The 17,488-nt window shown below is 66.1% G+C and carries 11 protein-coding genes; 10 read left to right on the forward strand and 1 reads right to left on the reverse strand.

Going from position 1 to position 17,488, the window contains the following annotated elements; translation table 11 throughout:
• The 6 genes from sufC to EJC47_RS18720 all read left to right on the forward strand — a co-directional run bounded on the left by sufC (position 1) and on the right by EJC47_RS18720 (position 4,079).
• Positions 1 to 744, forward strand: coding sequence for a Fe-S cluster assembly ATPase SufC (sufC, locus tag EJC47_RS18695; RefSeq protein ID WP_126849272.1), 744 nt, complete (start codon positions 1 to 3; stop codon positions 742 to 744).
• On the forward strand, positions 741 to 1,055 hold the full coding sequence (locus tag EJC47_RS18700; protein WP_033966864.1) for a hypothetical protein: 315 nt from the start codon (positions 741 to 743) through the stop codon (positions 1,053 to 1,055). Before sufC ends, EJC47_RS18700 begins: the two co-directional genes overlap by 4 nt.
• Positions 1,052 to 1,870, forward strand: coding sequence for a SufD family Fe-S cluster assembly protein (locus EJC47_RS18705; RefSeq protein WP_260591665.1), 819 nt, complete (start codon positions 1,052 to 1,054; stop codon positions 1,868 to 1,870). The genes EJC47_RS18700 and EJC47_RS18705 overlap by 4 nt, the downstream gene beginning before the upstream one ends.
• Positions 1,871 to 1,938: 68 nt before the next feature.
• Positions 1,939 to 3,135, forward strand: coding sequence for a cysteine desulfurase (locus EJC47_RS18710; RefSeq protein ID WP_260591666.1), 1,197 nt, complete (start codon positions 1,939 to 1,941; stop codon positions 3,133 to 3,135).
• Positions 3,132 to 3,602: an SUF system Fe-S cluster assembly protein gene (locus EJC47_RS18715; protein WP_126849273.1), complete on the forward strand. Its 471-nt coding sequence runs from the start codon at positions 3,132 to 3,134 to the stop codon at positions 3,600 to 3,602. The genes EJC47_RS18710 and EJC47_RS18715 overlap by 4 nt, the downstream gene beginning before the upstream one ends.
• Positions 3,603 to 3,725: 123 nt before the next feature.
• Entirely contained in the window at positions 3,726 to 4,079 is a 354-nt protein-coding gene (locus EJC47_RS18720; protein ID WP_126849274.1) for a HesB/IscA family protein, read from the forward strand.
• Here EJC47_RS18720 and EJC47_RS18725 read toward each other — a convergent pair.
• Entirely contained in the window at positions 4,076 to 4,528 is a 453-nt protein-coding gene (locus EJC47_RS18725) for a MaoC family dehydratase (protein ID WP_126849275.1), read from the reverse strand. The two genes, EJC47_RS18720 and EJC47_RS18725, sit on opposite strands and share 4 nt — an antisense overlap.
• Before the next feature lie 203 nt (positions 4,529 to 4,731).
• On the opposite strand from EJC47_RS18725, the gene EJC47_RS18730 reads away from it, so the two are divergent.
• The 4 genes from EJC47_RS18730 to EJC47_RS18745 all read left to right on the forward strand — a co-directional run bounded on the left by EJC47_RS18730 (position 4,732) and on the right by EJC47_RS18745 (position 17,433).
• Positions 4,732 to 4,989 (forward strand): hypothetical protein, encoded by a 258-nt coding sequence (locus EJC47_RS18730; protein WP_033963006.1) that lies wholly within the window; start codon positions 4,732 to 4,734, stop codon positions 4,987 to 4,989.
• 964 nt (positions 4,990 to 5,953) lie between these two features.
• A complete protein-coding gene (locus EJC47_RS18735) occupies positions 5,954 to 9,331 on the forward strand; it encodes an STY4851/ECs_5259 family protein (protein ID WP_126849276.1) in 3,378 nt (1,125 codons plus the stop codon).
• Entirely contained in the window at positions 9,332 to 15,400 is a 6,069-nt protein-coding gene (locus tag EJC47_RS18740; RefSeq protein WP_126849277.1) for a DEAD/DEAH box helicase, read from the forward strand. It abuts the gene before it with no gap.
• Positions 15,401 to 15,858: 458 nt separating this feature from the next.
• A complete protein-coding gene (locus EJC47_RS18745; RefSeq protein WP_185867729.1) occupies positions 15,859 to 17,433 on the forward strand; it encodes an LA2681 family HEPN domain-containing protein in 1,575 nt (524 codons plus the stop codon).
• Positions 17,434 to 17,488 lie beyond the last annotated feature (55 nt).

Here is a 17,488-nt window from a genome sequence, read left to right on the forward strand (position 1 = left end):
ATGCTTAAAATCACTAACCTTCACGCCGAAATCGACGGCAAGGAAATCCTCAAGGGCCTCTCGCTCACCGTCAATGCGGGCGAGGTCCATGCGATCATGGGGCCGAATGGTGCTGGCAAATCCACGCTGGGCTATGTGCTCGGCGGGCGGCCCGGCTATGAGGTTACGGCGGGCTCGGTCGAGTTCGACGGGAAGGACTTGCTGGAGATGGCGCCGCACGAGCGCGCCGCCGCAGGTCTGTTCCTTGGCTTCCAATATCCGGTCGAAATCCCCGGCGTGTCCAACGTGCAGTTCTTGCGCGAGGCGCTCAACGCGCAGCGCAAGGGCCGCGACGAAAAGCCGCTCTCGGGTGCCGAGTTCCTGAAACTCGCGCGCGCGCAGGCCGATGCGCTGAGCATGGATCAGGACATGCTCAAGCGCCCGGTCAATGTCGGTTTCTCGGGCGGCGAGAAGAAGCGCAACGAGATGGTGCAGATGGGCATTGTCGACCCCAAGCTCGCGATCCTCGACGAGACCGATAGCGGGCTCGACATCGATGCGCTGCGCATCGTCGGCGAGGGTATCAACCGCATCATGCGCAAGCCAGACAAAGCGGTGATCCTGATCACCCATTACGAGCGCTTGCTGAGCTATGTCGCGCCCGATTTCGTGCATGTCCTCTCGGCCGGACGGATCATCCGTTCGGGCGGGCCGGAACTCGCGGCGGAGCTGGAGCGCGAAGGCTATGCCGGGGTGGTGGCGTGATCGCGCTCGCCCTGGCGCTCGCGGTGCAGGGTACGCCGCTGCCCGCCGAGGAGCCTGACATCGTGGTGATCGGTCGTCGGCTTGCCGCGCTGTCGGTACGGGTGGGGCGCGATCCGCAGGGGCGCTTTACCTGCGGCCTCAGCCAGTCGACCGGTAATGCTCGGCTCGATGAGCAATTGTGCCGGACTGCGGCGAAATGCGTCAAGACCGGTGCGATCGATCAGGGAGCCGCTGCCGCCTGTATCGATCGCCGCAAACCCGCCTTGCTTGAAGGCGTGCGGCGGACCTTGGCGGCAGGGGCGCGGCCATGACGCTCGCTCTCCCCACGCGTCGCGATGAATCCTGGCGGTATAGCGATCTCGAAGCCGTCGCCTCGGTCTGGCCCGTGCCTGCCGCCGAAGTGATCGACGTTCCCGCTGGCGAGTCGATCGCGCGCGTCATCGTGCAGGACGCCGCGACCGATGCCGTGGCGATCCGCGATTACCGTGTGATCCTGCGCGAAGGGGCGTCCGCAACCTTCCATGTGATCAACACCGGCGGCAAGCTCGGTCGCGTGACGATCGACGTGACGTGCCATCAGGGTTCGCATTTCGAACTCGGCGGCGCGATGCTCGGCGGGGGCGAACAGACGCTGGAGATCGTCACCACGCTCAACCATATCGAGCCCAATGCCACTTCCAACCAGGTCGTGCGCTCGGTGCTCGGCGGGCGGGCGACGGGGTCGTATCTCGGCAAGGTCGCGGTCGCGCGCCATGCCCAGAAGACCGATGCATCGCAGTCGGTCAAGGCGATGCTGCTCACCCGCACCGCCACCGCAAATGCCAAGCCCGAGCTCGAAATCTTCGCCGATGACGTGAAGTGCGCGCATGGCGCGACCGTCGGAGAACTCGATGCGAACGCGCTGTTCTACCTCGCCTCGCGCGGCATCGCCCCGGCAGAGGCCAAGGCGATGCTGCTGCGCGCGTTCATCGGATCGGTATTCGAGGGGATCGAAGACCCTGCCGAACGCGACCGCGTCGAAGCCGCGGCGCAAGCCGCGCTGGAGCGGATGCTCAATCTCCCTCTCCCGTTGGGAGAGGGAAGGGGCCCATCGCGCAGCGATGGGAAGGGTGAGGGTGGCTTATGAAAACCGCGCTTGACCCTCACCCTTCCGTCGCTTCGCTCCTCCCTCCCTCTCCCGGTGGGAGAGGGATTTTGGCCGCCCTCGATCACCGCGCCGATTTCCCCGCCATCCCCGCCGACTGGGCGTATCTCGACACCGCCGCCACTGCGCAAAAGCCGCAAGCGGTGATCGATGCGATCACGCGCGGCTATGACACGAGCTATGCCACGGTGCATCGCGGCGTGTACCAACGCTCGGCCGACATGACGCTCGCCTTCGAGGCGGCGCGGCGGCGCGTGGCTGGCTTCCTGAACGCGGCTTCCGAAAACGAAATCGTGTTCGTGCGCGGCGCGACCGAGGGCATCAACCTCGTGGCGCAATGCTGGGCAGGCACGCAGTTGAAAGCAGGCGACCGCATCCTGCTGAGCCAGCTTGAACACCATTCCAACATCGTGCCGTGGCAGATGGTGGCCGAGCGGCTGGGCGTGGCGATCGACGTGATTCCGCTGACGTCCGACCACCAGATCGACCTCGACGCGATGGCGGCGATGATCACGCCTGCGCACAAATTGGTCGCGCTGGCGCATGTCTCGAACGTGCTCGGCTCGCTGCTCGACGCCAGGCGCGCCGCCGATATCGCGCATTCGGTCGGGGCGAAACTCCTGCTCGACGGCTGCCAGGCGGTGCCGCGCATGGCGGTCGATGTCGCCGCGCTGGATTGCGATTTCTACGTCTTCTCGGGCCACAAGCTTTACGGCCCGACCGGCATCGGCGTGCTGTGGGCGCGGCCCGACCTGCTCGAAGCGATGCCGCCGTATCAAGGTGGCGGGTCGATGATCGACAAGGTCAGCTTCGCCAGGACCACCTATGCCCCGCCGCCGGGCCGGTTCGAGGCGGGCACGCCGCATATCGTCGGTGTGCTCGGGCTCCATGCCGCGATCGATTATGTCGAGAGCATCGGGCTCGACCGCATCCACGCGCATGAGACCGCGTTGGTCACGCTGACGCGCGAAGCGCTGTCGCAGATCAATTCCCTCACGCTGTTCGGGCCGGAGGATTCCGCCGGAATCGTCAGTTTCAGCATCCAGGGGGTGCATCCGCACGACATCGGCACCATCTTGGATGAAGCGGGCGTCGCGGTGCGCGCCGGACATCACTGCGCGCAGCCGCTGATGGAGACGCTCGGCGTCGATGCGACGGCGCGCGCCAGCTTTGGCGTTTACAACACAGCAGACGATGTCGCGGCGCTGGTGCGCGGGATTGAACGAGTAACGAGGATTTTCGGATGAGCGACCGGATCGAAATCGAGGAAGTGAGCGCCGTAGAGCAGCCACCGCGCGCGCGCGTCGAAGCGGCGGAAGAAACGCCGGGCCAGACGCTGGAGCGCAAGCGCGACTATCTCGAAGGCTTTCTCGCGCAAAAGCCAGCGGGCGATGTGGCGGGCGAGCCCGGCGGCGCGCTGTACGAGGCGGTGGTCGCCGCGCTCAAGGAAATCTACGATCCGGAAATTCCGGTCAACATCTACGATCTCGGCCTCATCTACGGCGTCGATGTGACCGAAGCGGGCCATGCTGTCGTCACCATGACGCTGACCACACCGCATTGTCCCGTTGCCGAATCGATGCCGATGGAAGTCGAGATGCGCGTCGGCGCGGTGCCCGGCATCGGCTCGTCCGAGGTCAATCTGGTGTGGGACCCGGCGTGGGACCCGGCCAAGATGTCCGACGACGCCAAGCTCGAATTGGGCATGCTGTAACCAATAAGCCCCTCCCCTTCAGGGGAGGGGTTGGGGTGGGGCTTGTCCACAGGCGCGACGCTGGAGGCGCGGCCCCACCCCCTACCCCTCCCCTGAAGGGGAGGGGCAAGAAGGAAGTAGAATATGACCACCACCACCCGCGCCCGCCCCGCCGCCCTGATCCTGACGCCCTCCGCCGAGGATCGCATCGCCGCGCTGATGACGAAGGCGCCCGAGGGCGCGATCGGCGTCAAACTGTCGACGCCCAAGCGCGGCTGCTCCGGCCTGGCCTATTCGGTCGACTATGTGACCGAGGCCAAGCCGTTCGACGAACGCATCGATACCCCCGGCGGCACCCTGTTCGTCGATGGCGGGTCGATCCTGTATCTCGTCGGATCGACGATGAACTGGGTCGAGGACGATTTCACCGCCGGCTTCGTGTTCAACAACCCCAATGCCAAGGGCGCGTGCGGCTGCGGCGAGAGCTTTACCGTTTAAGCAGGCGACCGCTGCAACAACGCCGTCCGCAGGCACTCGCACACCAATTCGCTCCGCTGGTTGAACATGCGGTGCTTGAACACCACCAGCCCGGCATCGGGGCGTGATTTGCTCGCGCGCAGCTCGACCACCTCGGTTTCCGCGCGCAGCGTGTCGCCGACGAACACGGGCTTGGGCATCACCACCTTGTCATAGCCGAGATTGGCGACCAGCGTGCCGAGCGTGGTATCGCCGACCGACAGGCCGACCATCAGCCCGAAGGTGAAGATGCCGTTGACGACGATGCGGCCGAATTCGGTCGCGCCGGCATACTCCGCATCCAGATGCAGCGGCTGCGGATTGTGGGTGAGCGTGGTGATCAGCAGATTGTCGGTCTCGGTCACCGTGCGGTGAAGCGCGTGCTCGATCCGGTCGCCGACCGTCCAGGCGTCGAAAAAGCGCCCGCTCATGCCGCACGCCAGATCGCGGATCGAGCACGTGCGGTGTGCCTCACCCTGTATCGGCAGATGCCCTCGCACTCAATCTTCCGCATTCTGCATCCTTTCCTGACGCGCCCTCGGCCTTGGCTTGAGGGGACGTCGATCGCATGTCATGGGCCTGTCGATAAACCCCGCCCAAGTGGCGGCGTGATCGCGTTCCCGAGGCACCGGCCATGGCCAAGAAATACTATCTGACGGCTACGCTGTCCGACGGCTATGTGAAGACGATCGGTCCGACGTCGCTGGCGTTCACCCATTATTGGCGGATCGTTGCCCAGCTTGGCAATGGCAAGACCGAGGTATTTTGGGGGCACGCCAAATCGCTGGCGGAAGCCCGCAAGAAGCACACCGCCGCCCGCGACGCCGCCACCCAGCGGGGGTGGATCGATTACGCTTTCGAGGTGGTGGAACTGGCGCGCACGCCGGGATGACCGACGTGTCGGTATCATGTCCGGCGGTCTTCGGTGGAGCTGAGCTGCGCTGGTGACCCCTACGAGAGGCGTCGACAAGTTCGGAAAGCCGCGGAAATCTGCGGTTTCGGGATAGGGCGGAACATCTCCGCTGTACCCGTCCGCTGACCAGCCGCTGTACCTGCCCGGGGCGTCCGTCTTCCGCCGCGGGCCCATCCCGCGACGCCCTATTGGGATAGCCGCCAGGTGCCGATGCGTCGAGATGGTGAATGCGGCCCTTGTCTGAATTCCTCGCACGGGCGACCGCGGGCCTTCTCCCACCTGTGGTGGAAAAGTCTCGCATAGAGGCGCTTTGACCCGGCACGGCCCGGTATCGATAGACCCCGCATCGCCACCTCGTCGAGGAACAGACGAGCTCGCGCGTAACGGTATCCGAGGCGTCGCTCCGCCTGGCGCGGTTCGCGGAGCTGCACCTGAAAGCCCATTATCAGCTCCCGCATTGGGCTGGCTCGCGGCGAGGTACGACGACAAATCCGTCAAGTCAGCGACCGCTCCAACTTGCCAAAATTCGACCTCCCCATAGGGCATCGCTCGATGCCCGAGGGTTCGGGCCTCCCAGACTTTCGTTCGCCTGCCGGCGCCCGAAACTCTTCAGGAGACCGGGATGGCCGCTTACAGGTGCTCACCCGGTGTAAGCGGACATTATTCACTAAGCTCGCCCGGGCACGTACCCGAAGGGGCGTTGCGGTGAAGCGTTCTTTGCTTTCTAAGCCCGTGAAGACGCGTTGTTCTCTCGAGACAGCATCCAGATCGCTAGCCAGCTATGGCAAGCATTGGATTACCGACCAGAATGGAACAGGGCGGGGCGATTAGTCGAAGTCTGCCTCTCCTCTCGGGTAGGCATCGTTCGTAGTGTAGAAGCTGTCGCTACGTCACTTGGTAGTTTAGCGGATAGCCGACTTTGTATGGTGGGGGTGGGGGCAAGGTGGACGGGGCGGATTATGCAGCGCGCATTGAAGCGGCCAGGACGGATGTCGACGAGCTTGGCCGGATCGCTGATGAGCTGCAGGCGTCGGCTGCACCCGACGCTCAGCGCCTGCGCAACAAGGCGGTGGCGCTGCGCTTCATCCTGCGAAGGTCCTCCGGTGCTCTCAGGCGCCCGCTCGGTACGGCACCGGCGACCGCTGCCACGGGGCTCCCGCAGTGGTTGGCCGATCTCCAGCTACCAGCGATCGACGGGCGCCCGCTGCACGCCTACCGACTTCGGGACGATCGGTTCGCCGAGCTTCAGGCGAAGCTGAAGACGCGCGCCTCCGCCCTGATGTTCGCACCCGACAAGGTCCTGGCGGCTCAGTTCGTGCTCTGGGCGGCCGAGTGGTTCCGACGGTGCTATGACGGCACCGGCCAACGCTGGGATGCACTCGGCGTGCCGCTCGAGCTGCGCGGGAACTGGACTAACTACCGGAAGCTGACCGACATCGGACTTCGACACTGGCGCATCCCGGAGCTGCGCATCAACGGCACGCATCATCGTCTCGCGGCTATTGCCAGGCAGGGCGGCTTCCCGCTCGCCGCGCTCGAGGGGAAGGGGGCGGGCTGGGCGCCGCGGTTCCTGGAGCGTCTCGTGGGAGCCCTGCTGGCCGAGCCGGACGCCTCGCTCGACGTCGCCGAGCGTATCGCCTCGTCGATCATGATCCTAGTGCCCGAGACCTGGCGCAATCAGGAGATACGGATCGTGTCCGCCGAGCTCGCGACCGAGATCGTCCGGCTGCGCCGCCTCGCGGATGCGGAAGGCGCGCCCGAGGGATCGCTCACGTCGCTATGGCTCGACCGGCACCATCCGGCCTGGCGTGACGAATTGCCTGTCGGCGTCAGCAGTGAGGCGGGGCTGAGCTTGGTGGACGGTCTGATGCGGACTGCAGTCCTGCGGGGCGGGACAGGCGCGGTCGGACTGCGGCGACTGCTCAATGTGACGACGGACGGGCGGAGGGAGCTGGTGGAGCTGAAGCTCATCGGGACGCTGAACGACGTCGAGGGGAGGGCGATCTCGCGAAACCTCGGGGAAGACTGGAGCCGGCTGCGCCTCTTCCCGTCCGGTGACTTCGCGCGGCATGTCACCGGCGAACTGGCAACTGCGGATCCGGGCGGAGACGGCACCTGGATTGCGAGACCGAGCACGACGCGGAGCAGGTTCGACCTACCACTGTCGATCGCGGTCACGGCGGAGCTGCGCGGCGGCGGCGCGCGGGTGGGTGAGCCGTTCGGCCTGCCCGGCGGGGAGGCGGTCCCAGCCGGCGTGCGAGTGTACGTGGCGGACGGCGACCAAGGCGTGGACGATCGCTTGGAATTGACGCTACTTGGGGTCGGAAGCGGAGGGTACAGGCCGGACCGGGTGCACGTCGACGTGCCGCGAACGTGGACCTGCGTCGCACATGGCGAGCTGGGCACTTCCGAATTGCTCGCCGGTGGCACTCAAGGCGAGCGGTCGCTTTGGATCGTCGAAGGTGCGGCCCTCGTCACGTCCGAGCGTGGAGACCGGTATCTGGTCCGCGCTGGGCAGAAGGGAGAGCACCGCGATCGCTTGCTCATCCTGGGCACCGTCGCTCGCGAGTGCTCGAGTGTAGACCCCGCGCTGCCTCTATTCGTCGGGGCACCCGCATTTCGACTGCGGGACGGTAACCGCGAGAGGATGGCGGCGCCGGGCGAGCTGGTCTGGCGCGCGGCCGGGGCTGCCACTTGGCAGGCCAACGCTCTCGCTCCGTCGCACGGCCTCTGCGAGTTCGCGTGGCGCGATGAGCTTAGTGGGCACATCCGCGCCCGGGGCGACGCCGTCGTTCTGCCAGCGGCCTTCGCGATTGAACGCCGGCGGGTCGGTGAATGGCTCAATCTCAGCGTCTCCGGATGGCCGGGCCGCATGGAGATGGACGGAGGTGCCAAGGTCGGCGTCGATAGCTGGCGGTTTGCGACCCGTGCGACCACGAGATCGAGTACCACGTTACGCCTTCTCGTTGACGGACAGGCCCCTGTCGAGATATCGATCGCGCTTCCCCACCAGTCCTGGATAGACGACTGGTCCGCTGGTCCACTGCAGCGCGGCTCGCGCATCTCTCTCTCGACCATAAACCGCTTCGTCGCACGCGCCGACGGCAGGTGCGAGTTGCTCGCCGATCTCCTCGACCGCAATCGGAGGCCTGTGGTGCAGGGGATCTCTAGCTGGTGGGTCGACGGCGAGCTGCCGATGTCCACGATCCGCGACGACCTCGCGGCGCTGCTCAGGCCGCTCGGCGACATACGCGCGACGGTGAGGCTCAAGTTCAATGATGGCCACGAGGACTTCTGGTTCGTAGAGGAGTTCGACCACATCCTCCAGAAGGAGGGACGTGGATGGTGTCCTGATCGGGCCGTGGTCGAGGGCGACGTCCGCATCGTCGGGCGAGCTCTGGCCCAACCCGCGGCTGAGCGGGACTTCGGTTCCTACGGCCTGCTCGCCAGCGGGATGCACAGACCCTTCGAGCTCCCGACCCTGCACGGCGACTGGCTCGTCTACCTCCGGGCCAACGAGCGGGTGCTCAGCTGCCCGCAGTTCATCCGTGGGCGCGACATGGCGGTGGCGCCGACCACCGCGCTCGGCCGGGCGATGGCGGTCCAGGAGCGGGAGCCGCGGCTGGCGGCGATCGGCGGGCTCATCGACGACACTTTGAGGGAACCGACCTCTCGCGAGAGCCGCGACCTGGTAAGGGCGGCCACCGATCTCGCGCTCTCGCTTGACGGCATGCCGCCCGCGACGTTCGACATCCTGGCGCTGATCTGCGAGCGGCCGCTTCTCGGCACAATGATGCTGTTCCACGCGGCGGCGAAGGACCTCGATGCACTGATTCGGCTGACCGAAGGGCTTCCGATGGCGTGGTCGCTGGTACCTGCCCGGTGCTGGGAGGAGGCCGCGGGCGCAATGGCCGAGTACCTGTTCGAGACCGCACCCGACGACCCGCTGCTGGTGGCCCGGATGGTGAGCGACCGTCGGAAAGCGATTGCGGAACAGGAGTCCGCCCTGGCGCCGCTATTGGGGTTGAAGTCCGAACACGACGAACTCGTCGTGGCCTCCAACGCCTTCCTGAATAGATCCGACGACCGCATACAGGACATGCAGAACCCGTTTCGGCGGCGACATGCGGGCCTGCTTCCGGCATGGGGAGTGGGAGAGCACTTTTGGCGTGCGCTGGATGCACCCGTCGCCGCGGCACTATCCGCGATGCAGCGGGTCGAGCTCGACGATGCCGAGATCAGGTGCGTCAAGGACATAGGACGGCGCCATCCGCGCTGGTTCCGCGAGGCGTTCGCCGCCACGCTTGAGGAGTATCGCTAAATGGCAGACGCAGCCCCCTTTTCGGCTACCCTGAGCCCGCTCGAGGTCGATGCGCGTCTGCGCGAGCGCGTGGCCGCCGCGGTGATTGCCCAAGCCGGCATCCGGCATGATGGCCTCAACACGTTCCTCCGCGCCCGGCTGTCATCCACCGACGTGTCCCGGGGCGCACTCTTCGCCGAGCCCGCACTCGAGGGTGCCGCAGGCTTCGTCTCGTCCGGTCGATCCCCCCAGGACCTTCGCGGCGGCCTCCTCCACCCGCGCGTGGTTGATGCGCTCGTGGGAAGGGAGGGTGACCCGTACCGCTTCGACTATCCCGCATACGCGCACCAGATCGAGGCTTGGACGCACCTGCTAGCAAAGGAGCCGCGGTCGGTCCTCGTTTCGAGCGGCACGGGTTCCGGCAAGACTGAATGCTTCCTCGTGCCCATGCTGGACGACCTGGCGCGCGAGGTCGACGTTTGTGGTCGGCTGTCGGGTGTGCGCGCTCTGATGCTCTATCCGCTGAACGCGCTGATCGCGAGCCAGGAGGAGCGCCTGCGCCGGTGGATCGCGCCGTTCGGCGGCGACATCCGCTTTGCGCTCTACAACGGCCTCATGACGGACAACCGCAAGAGCGAGCGCGACCGGGCGGAGGCCGACCACCCGGGGCAGGTACTCTACCGTCGTACCCTTCGCAGCGATCCCCCGCCGGTCCTGGTCACGAATAGCACGATGCTCGAATACATGACCATCCGGAAGGAGGACCATCCGATCGTCGAGGCCTCGCAGGGTCTTCTCCGGTGGATCGTCATCGACGAGGCGCACAGCTACGTCGGATCCGCAGCTGCCGAGGTCTCGCTTCTGCTGCGGCGCGTGCTGCAGACGTTCGGCGTCGAGGCGGCGAACGTCCGTTTCGTCGCGACATCGGCGACCATTGGCGGCTCTGACGAGAAGTCGAAGGCCGACCTGCAGCGCTACCTTGCCGACCTGGCCGGCGTTCCGACATCTCAGGTCAGCGTGGTGATCGGACATCGGCAGGATGTCGCCCTTCCACCGCCGTCCTCGGATGTCGGGCCAGCGGATCCGGCGCGCGCCGACTTCGCAGCGCATCCCACGGTGCAAGCCTTCGTGCAAGAGGCCGAGCGTGGGCCTATGTCGCTGACCCGCGCCCGCCAGATCGCTGGCGCGGCGCTGGACACGTCCTTGCTGATCCACGGTGTCGCGACCCCGCGGCCAGGGGCGAGGGGGGATGGCCCACTGCTGCCGCTCCGCGTGCACCAGTTCGTGCGAGCGGTGCCGGGTCTCTGGTCCTGTCTGGACGTGGGTTGTCCGGGCGAACGCCCTGAAGAGTGGCCCTATGGCAGCATATCGTTTCAGGCCGACGATAGGTGTGGCGTGTGCGGAGGCCAGCTGTACGAGATCGTCAGCTGTCGCGAGTGCGGGGAGCCGTGGCTCAACGCGTACGACCATGGTGACAGGTTGCTTCCCGCGGCGACGACCCCGGACCGTGACGAGTTCGCCGCCGCCAGCGCGCGGGAGATGGATGATGGCGATGCCGAGACCGATGACGGTGAGGCGGAGGACCAGGAGCCGACCGGCGTTTCCGCGGACGGCCAGCGCAGGCTTCTTGGCGTTCGCGCGCTTCCGGACCTTCAGCTGCGCGGCGTGGACCCGCGCGACGGGCGTCTTCCCGAGCGCAAGGGCGAGGGGACCCCGGTCTGGATGAGCCGACCCGTCGATGACGGACGATGCGCTCGCTGTCACGCGGCGCCCGGCACCAATTCCAGCGGACCGCTGTGGCCATTCCGCTTCGGCGCACCCTTCCTGATCCAGAACGCGACACCGACCATGCTGGAAGGGGTGTCCGCAAGCCGGATCGAGGGCATCGAGCTTCCCGCGGAAGGGCGTCAGCTGATCTCTTTCACCGACAGCCGGCAGGGCACGGCCCGTTTCGCGGCGAACATCGAGACCATGTCGGAGCGCAGCTACGTCCGTTCCTTCGTCTACCATCTTGTGCAGAAGGCATCGGCGCCGCCGACTCTCTCACCCGAGCTGAGGGTGGAGCTGGAGGAGAAGCGGGACAAGTTCGCCAGGCTCGCGCAGGGGGACGCGATGTTCGCGCCGTATCTCGCGGAGGTTGAGGCGGAGCTGGGCCAGGGCGTTGTCGAGGCGAGCGTCCCGTGGACGGCGGCGGTTCGCGACCTAGGCAGCGAGCCGATGGTTCGCCAGTGGATTGGCCGCGTGTGGGATGCGGATCGCGACGAGCGGTTCCACCGTGATCCCGACGCGCTTGCCAACTACCTCCTGCTCCGGGAGCTTGCACGGCGGCCGCGCCGCGCGAACGCGATCGAGACGCTGGGCTTCGCCAAGCTGGTCTTTCCGCCGATCGAGAAGCTGACCCAGGCGCGGGTGCCGGAAGCCCTGACGCGAAAGGGCCTGGGCCTCGGGGACTGGCGCGACTATCTCTACTTCCTAGTGGATGCTGCCATCCGGACCAACTTCGTTCTGAACATCAGCTGGGCCGATGCGCGGTGGTTGCTGCCGAGGCAAGCCTTCGTGCGCAGCATCGTGGGGCCTGGCCAGAGCCGCCGCAATGGATCGGACATCGTCTGGCCCCGAGCGGGGGCGTCGGGTCCGAAGACCAATGCGGTCCTGCTTCTGGAACAGACACTCGGGCTGGACAGCGCATCGGCCGAGGATCGCGCGACCATCGATGACATACTCCAGTCCGCCTGGGATCAGGTGCGTCCGCTACTAGAGAGCACGGCCTCCGCCCTTTCACTCGACCTTGGCCGGGCGTCCCTTGCGCCGGTCCGTTCGGCCTGGTTGTGCCCGGTGACGCATCGAGTGCTCCCACGGCTCGCCCTGGGGCGGAGCCCGTACGGGCTTCGCGGGGGCCCTGCCGGCGCCGACCAGAAGCCGCGGGAGCTCACCTTCCCGCAGCTCCCCCTCACGTTCCCTCGAAGCGGGATCGAACGTGAGCGCCTGGCTGTGTTCACGCACGACGATCCGCTGGTGGTCGAACTCCGCGGTGCGGGCGTTTGGTCCGACCTTCACGATCGGGCTGCGTCGTTCGCGCCCTACATCCGCGCCGAGGAGCACTCGGCGCAGCAACCGCCCTATCGGCTCCGCGAGTTCGAGGAGCAGTTCAAGAAGGGGGAGATCAACCTCCTGGCATGCTCGACGACGATGGAGATGGGCGTCGACATCGGATCGATCGAGGCCGTCCTCAACACAAACGTGCCACCCTCCATCGCGAACTACCGTCAGCGGGTGGGGCGCGCGGGACGGCGCGGCCAGGGGTTCGCCTCCTCGCTCACCTTCGCGCGCAACACCCCACTGGACCGCGAGGCCTTCCTGGACCCGGTGGCCTACCTCGGCACGAAGCTGCGGTCGCCGAAGGTACAGCTTGAATCGCGGCGCATCGTCCAGCGGCACGTCAACGCGCTTCTCCTCGCGCGATGGTTCCGCGAGGCGTCCGGCGAGCTGACACGTGTCAAGGCGGGTGACTTCCTCGGTTACCCGCAAGGCCTGACCCTAGATCCTCCCGTCGATCCACCGATCGCGCAATTCCTCGCCTGGCTGGCGCAGCCGAGCACGGACTCAAGCACTGGTCCCGGAATCCGCGCGCTGACGAGGGGGACGGCGCTTGAGGGCAACGCATCGGTGCTGCTCACTGCCGCACAGATGTTCGAGTCGGCGGTTGCTTCATTCGGAGAGCAGTGGCGGGCGCTGCGGGAGCAGGCGAGGACGCTCGCACCTGACGCGCGGGCCGGGATTGAGATCCAGGTGCGCCGGATGTGCCGCGAACCGCTGCTGAGGGAACTCGCCAACCGTTCGCTGCTTCCAGGTCACGGATTCCCGAACGCGGTTGTGCCGTTCATCACTGACTGCGCCGAGGCCCGTGACAGGCACCGCAACCGGTCGGAGGACGAGGGCGAGACCACGCGGAACCGGCGATACGACTATCCAAGCCGCAATGCCGACGTCGCCATCCGCGAGTATGCGCCCGGAGCGGAGATCGTGGTCGACGGGCTCGTCTGGACATCGGAGGGCGTGACATTGAACTGGGAGCGGCCCGCCCACGACAATGGCAGTCCGGAGATCCAGAGCGTGCGGTGGTCCTGGTCGTGTCGCGACTGCGGCGAGGCGGGATGCTCGCGAACGATGGTCGAGCAGTGCAACGCGTGCGGATCGACGAGTATCGAGCAGCAGCAGTTCCTCGAGCCGGCGGGCTTCCGGGTCGATTGGAAGGCGAAGCCACACGCCGAGACCGACAGGGTCGAATACATCGAGCCGATACCGGCTCGCATCTCCGCCCGGGAGGCTCGCTGGGATCCTCTGCTCGACCCTATCCTGGGACGCGTCAGGGCGACCTCTGACGGCATGGTGTTCCACCATTCGCTGGGACGGCGCAAGCAAGGCTACAAGATATGCCTCGACTGCGGCCGCGCGGCCGAGGAGGGCGGACTACCGCTTACCGCTCATGACGCGCTCATGCCACCGAAGGGTGGGGCCGGTCGGTGTTCCGGCAACGACAAGACGTTTGCGATAACGCGTCCCTTGGCGCTTGGGCACGAGGTCCTGACGGACGTGGCAGAGCTTCAGCCCGCGAACCTGACCGACCTCGGGACGGCCTGGGCGCTTGCGTCCGCTGTGCGTGAAGCGCTTTCGCGGCGACTAGGCATCGAGCCCCGCGAGCTCGGGCTGGGCGTTGCGCGACGCACTGGGGCACTCGGCGCTCCAACATGCTCGATCTTCCTCTACGATCAAAGTTCGGGAGGTGCCGGCTACGCGCCCCGCCTGCTCGACGAGCTCACAGTCGTCCTGCAAGGTGCGCGAGGTGTGCTCGACTGCCCGATGGAATGTAGGACGGGATGCTCCTCGTGCGTCCTCGTGGCGGACCTCTTCGCGCAGCAGGAAATCATCGATCGCCGCGCCGCCCTTTCATTTCTGACGACGCTTCTCGCCGACATGAGCGAGCCGGATGAGGACGACTCGGCAGGACCAGGTTCGGTCCTCAGCCCTCCGGCGGCCGATGCCATTGTCAGGCGGGTGCAGGGCGGCGATTTGGCGGCGATCTGGACCGGACCGGACTATGATCTGGCTGCCTTGGCCGAGACGCCGTTCTCCACCGTCTTCGGATCACTGGGCACGGTTGGTGCGGAAGTGCGCCTTGTCCTGCCGTCAGGGGCGCTTGATCAGATGGACGACGCGGCGCGGGCAGGCCTGCGGAACGCTTCTTTCCGTCACGGCTTCACGCTTTGGAGCGCGGATCCGGTCGTGGGTGCGAACGGCGCCGTCATGTTGGCGGTCATCGGTGCGTCCAGTGGTGCAACCGGCTTCTTCACCCGCGACACAGCCGCCCGTGTGCTCGATGCCGGCTGGGGATCGGGAAGCGAGCATCCGCTTGTGGAGATGCCGCTCGCGTCGTTTCCGCAGATGCTCCGCGTGGACGCCGACGCACTGGAGCGCTCGTCGGCGCCTGGCGACCGGGTCCGCATCATACAGTCCGATCCGGGCCGGCCAGTGAAGCAGTTCGGCGCAGGGGTGGTATCCCGGGTTCTCAAGGACGACCTGGAGGCCGCCGGTTTGTGGAAGCCCGGCAACCTAGCCGGGATCGGCTATTCCGACCGGTATCTGAAGGCACCTCTGCCGGTCTTGCTGATGTTCCGAACCGTCGCGGCACTGCGCGATGCGCTCGCGCCCAAGGGCGCTCTCATCCCGTTCGACGTCATGACCGAGCCGCTCCGGGACGATCGGTACGGTGGCGCCCCTTTTAAAATAGGGAACAACTGGCAGAACGAGGGAGACCGCGCCGATGTCGTGAAGGCACTTGCCGAACGCCTGCGGCTCGATTGCCGATACGACGACTCCCATGCGCCGCACGGACGCAAGATGACGATCAGCTACGACGACGGCACGGCGGCAGTGATCCTGTTCGACCAAGGTTTCGGCTACTGGCGTGCTACATCCTCGGACCGGCATGATTTCAGGGCGGGCCCGGAGCGGCAGGCCGGTGCGCTCCTTGATGCGTCAACGTTCGTCGCGGGGGTGGGGGAGAGCTATTTGGCTGTCACGCGAAGTTGAGGCCGAGCCGAGGGAAGCGTCGCAGCCCGTTCACGGCAGCTGAACCTTATCGGTTGGTTCCGTCTCCTACAGTGCGCGAAATAGAACGGCACATCGAGTGCGCCGAGGTCGCGGAGCCCGAGACCTCGGCCAAGCCCATCTGCATCGGCTGCGAAGCGGTGTGTGTCTCGCCGTCAATCGACGACTCGCCGGTTTGCGTGATGAACAGACGCGGTCGTCGTCGCCTCCTCGACAGGCACCATGAATCAGCGTCTGTGGTCCTCCGAAGCAAAGCTCACCGGGTTCGGCTTCGATTGCAATCAAAGCGTTGGGCGCGCTCGTGCAAAGGCGTAGATATGATCCTGGTCCTGATCGACTTTGCAGAAATCTCGCGAAACAGCATCCTGGCTGGTAGTTACGACATCTGCATCAGACTTGATCTTCAGTGCGAAAGACCTATTCGCTAGATAAGGTGATGAATGCCTACTTCCGAAGACCTCGAACGGCTGCGTGACCGCTCGATCGCAAAGCTCGATGACCGTGCCGCGTTCGCCCACATCGCCAATCTCGTCGATGTGTCGCAGGACGCACGGTTCGCGCGGGGTGCGGATCGGGCCCTCTACCTGCTCGACGAGCTCGCGAGACGCAACCTGACGGTCGGGCATGGTGCGGTCCTGGAGTATTTTCGCGCGAATGCCTGGAGCGTGAAGGAGGAAGTTTCGGGCGCCCGCCGCTCGTGGGCGTGGGAGCATCGGGAGCGTGAGCAGCAGGTCCTGGCGCTCTCACGCGCGGCAGCGCATCCAGGGTTCGACGAACTCGGCGAGCTCCGTCGTTGTCAGATCCTGACCAACCGCGCGAACCAGCTCAACACGATGGGTCGGTTCATCGACGCGATCGAGGGCTGGGACGCGGCGCTCAGGATCATGCCGAAGTTCGCTATGGCGCAGGCGAATCGCGGTTACGGTCTGAAGCATTATGCGGAGTTGCTCGATAAGGACCGCGATCGGGCGATCCTGTTGCTGCACGCCCATGACGGGCTGGTCGCAGCGACCGCGTCCGGTGCCATCTTCGATTCCGTCTATCCTGACTCGATGGTCGAGCAGTTCGCAATCGACGCAAGGGGCTGCGCGGCGGCCGCGGATCTTGAGCGCGTCCAAAAGCTGCAGGATCTGGATGGGCCGTCGCTGGGACGGAACAAGGCGGAGCGCGCCTACCGGGGGTGGTGCCTTGAACGCCGGCTTTTCCTGAACCCCCTTAACGATCTCGGCGCGCACTCGGTCGCCGCCTTGGACGATCTGGTGTTGCCGCCGATCACGGAGAACTTTGAGGAGCGCCCGGGCGCGGTCACGCCGCCCCCGGCCATCGGCTTCTTCAATCAGATGAAACAGGAGTACGCCTCCGCCCGCTTCATGCTCTACGAGGGGCTTCAGGACACGGGGGTGCACTACTCGGACGGCGGCGTGCAGCTGTTCGACCCGCTCGACTACCCGATGCACTCGCTGGCCACCGAACGCGTGCGCACGGCGTTCAGGATCGCCTACTCGCTGCTCGACAAGGTCGCCTTCCTCGTCGATCACTATTGGAAGCTCGGCAAGATCGCCGACCGGATCAACTTCCGCAACGTGTGGATGGTGGAAGGCAAGCCCCGGCTTCTGGACCGCTTCAAGGAATGCGAGAACCGGCCATTGCGAGGCCTCTACTGGCTATCCAAGGATCTCTTCGATGAGCAGCTGAAGCAATCGACGGGCCCAGACGCGCGCGAACTGCATGACATCCGCAACGCTCTCGAGCACAAGTACTTACAGGTCCATGAGGGCTGGGCTTGGCCGCTGATGCGCACCCCTCCATCGTCGCACGGGCTTGGCCTGTCGATAGACAGCGACCTGCTGGAGGCGAAGTCGATCCGAGTGATGAAGATCGCGCGGTCGGCCCTGATCCAGCTGGCACTCGCTATCGGCGTCGAGGAACGCGCCCGTGCACGGCCGGAAGCGCTGCTTGGTTCGATGCCGCTCTACGGTCTAGATGACCGACGCAAGCGGAGAGATCCGACCTGATCTTCTTGGCGTCCGGTTCACGTCAGCCGACGGCGCACCACGCGCGTGCCCTGGC

It is taken from the genome of Sphingomonas sp. TF3 (assembly GCF_003985085.1).
GTDB lineage: Bacteria > Pseudomonadota > Alphaproteobacteria > Sphingomonadales > Sphingomonadaceae > Sphingomonas.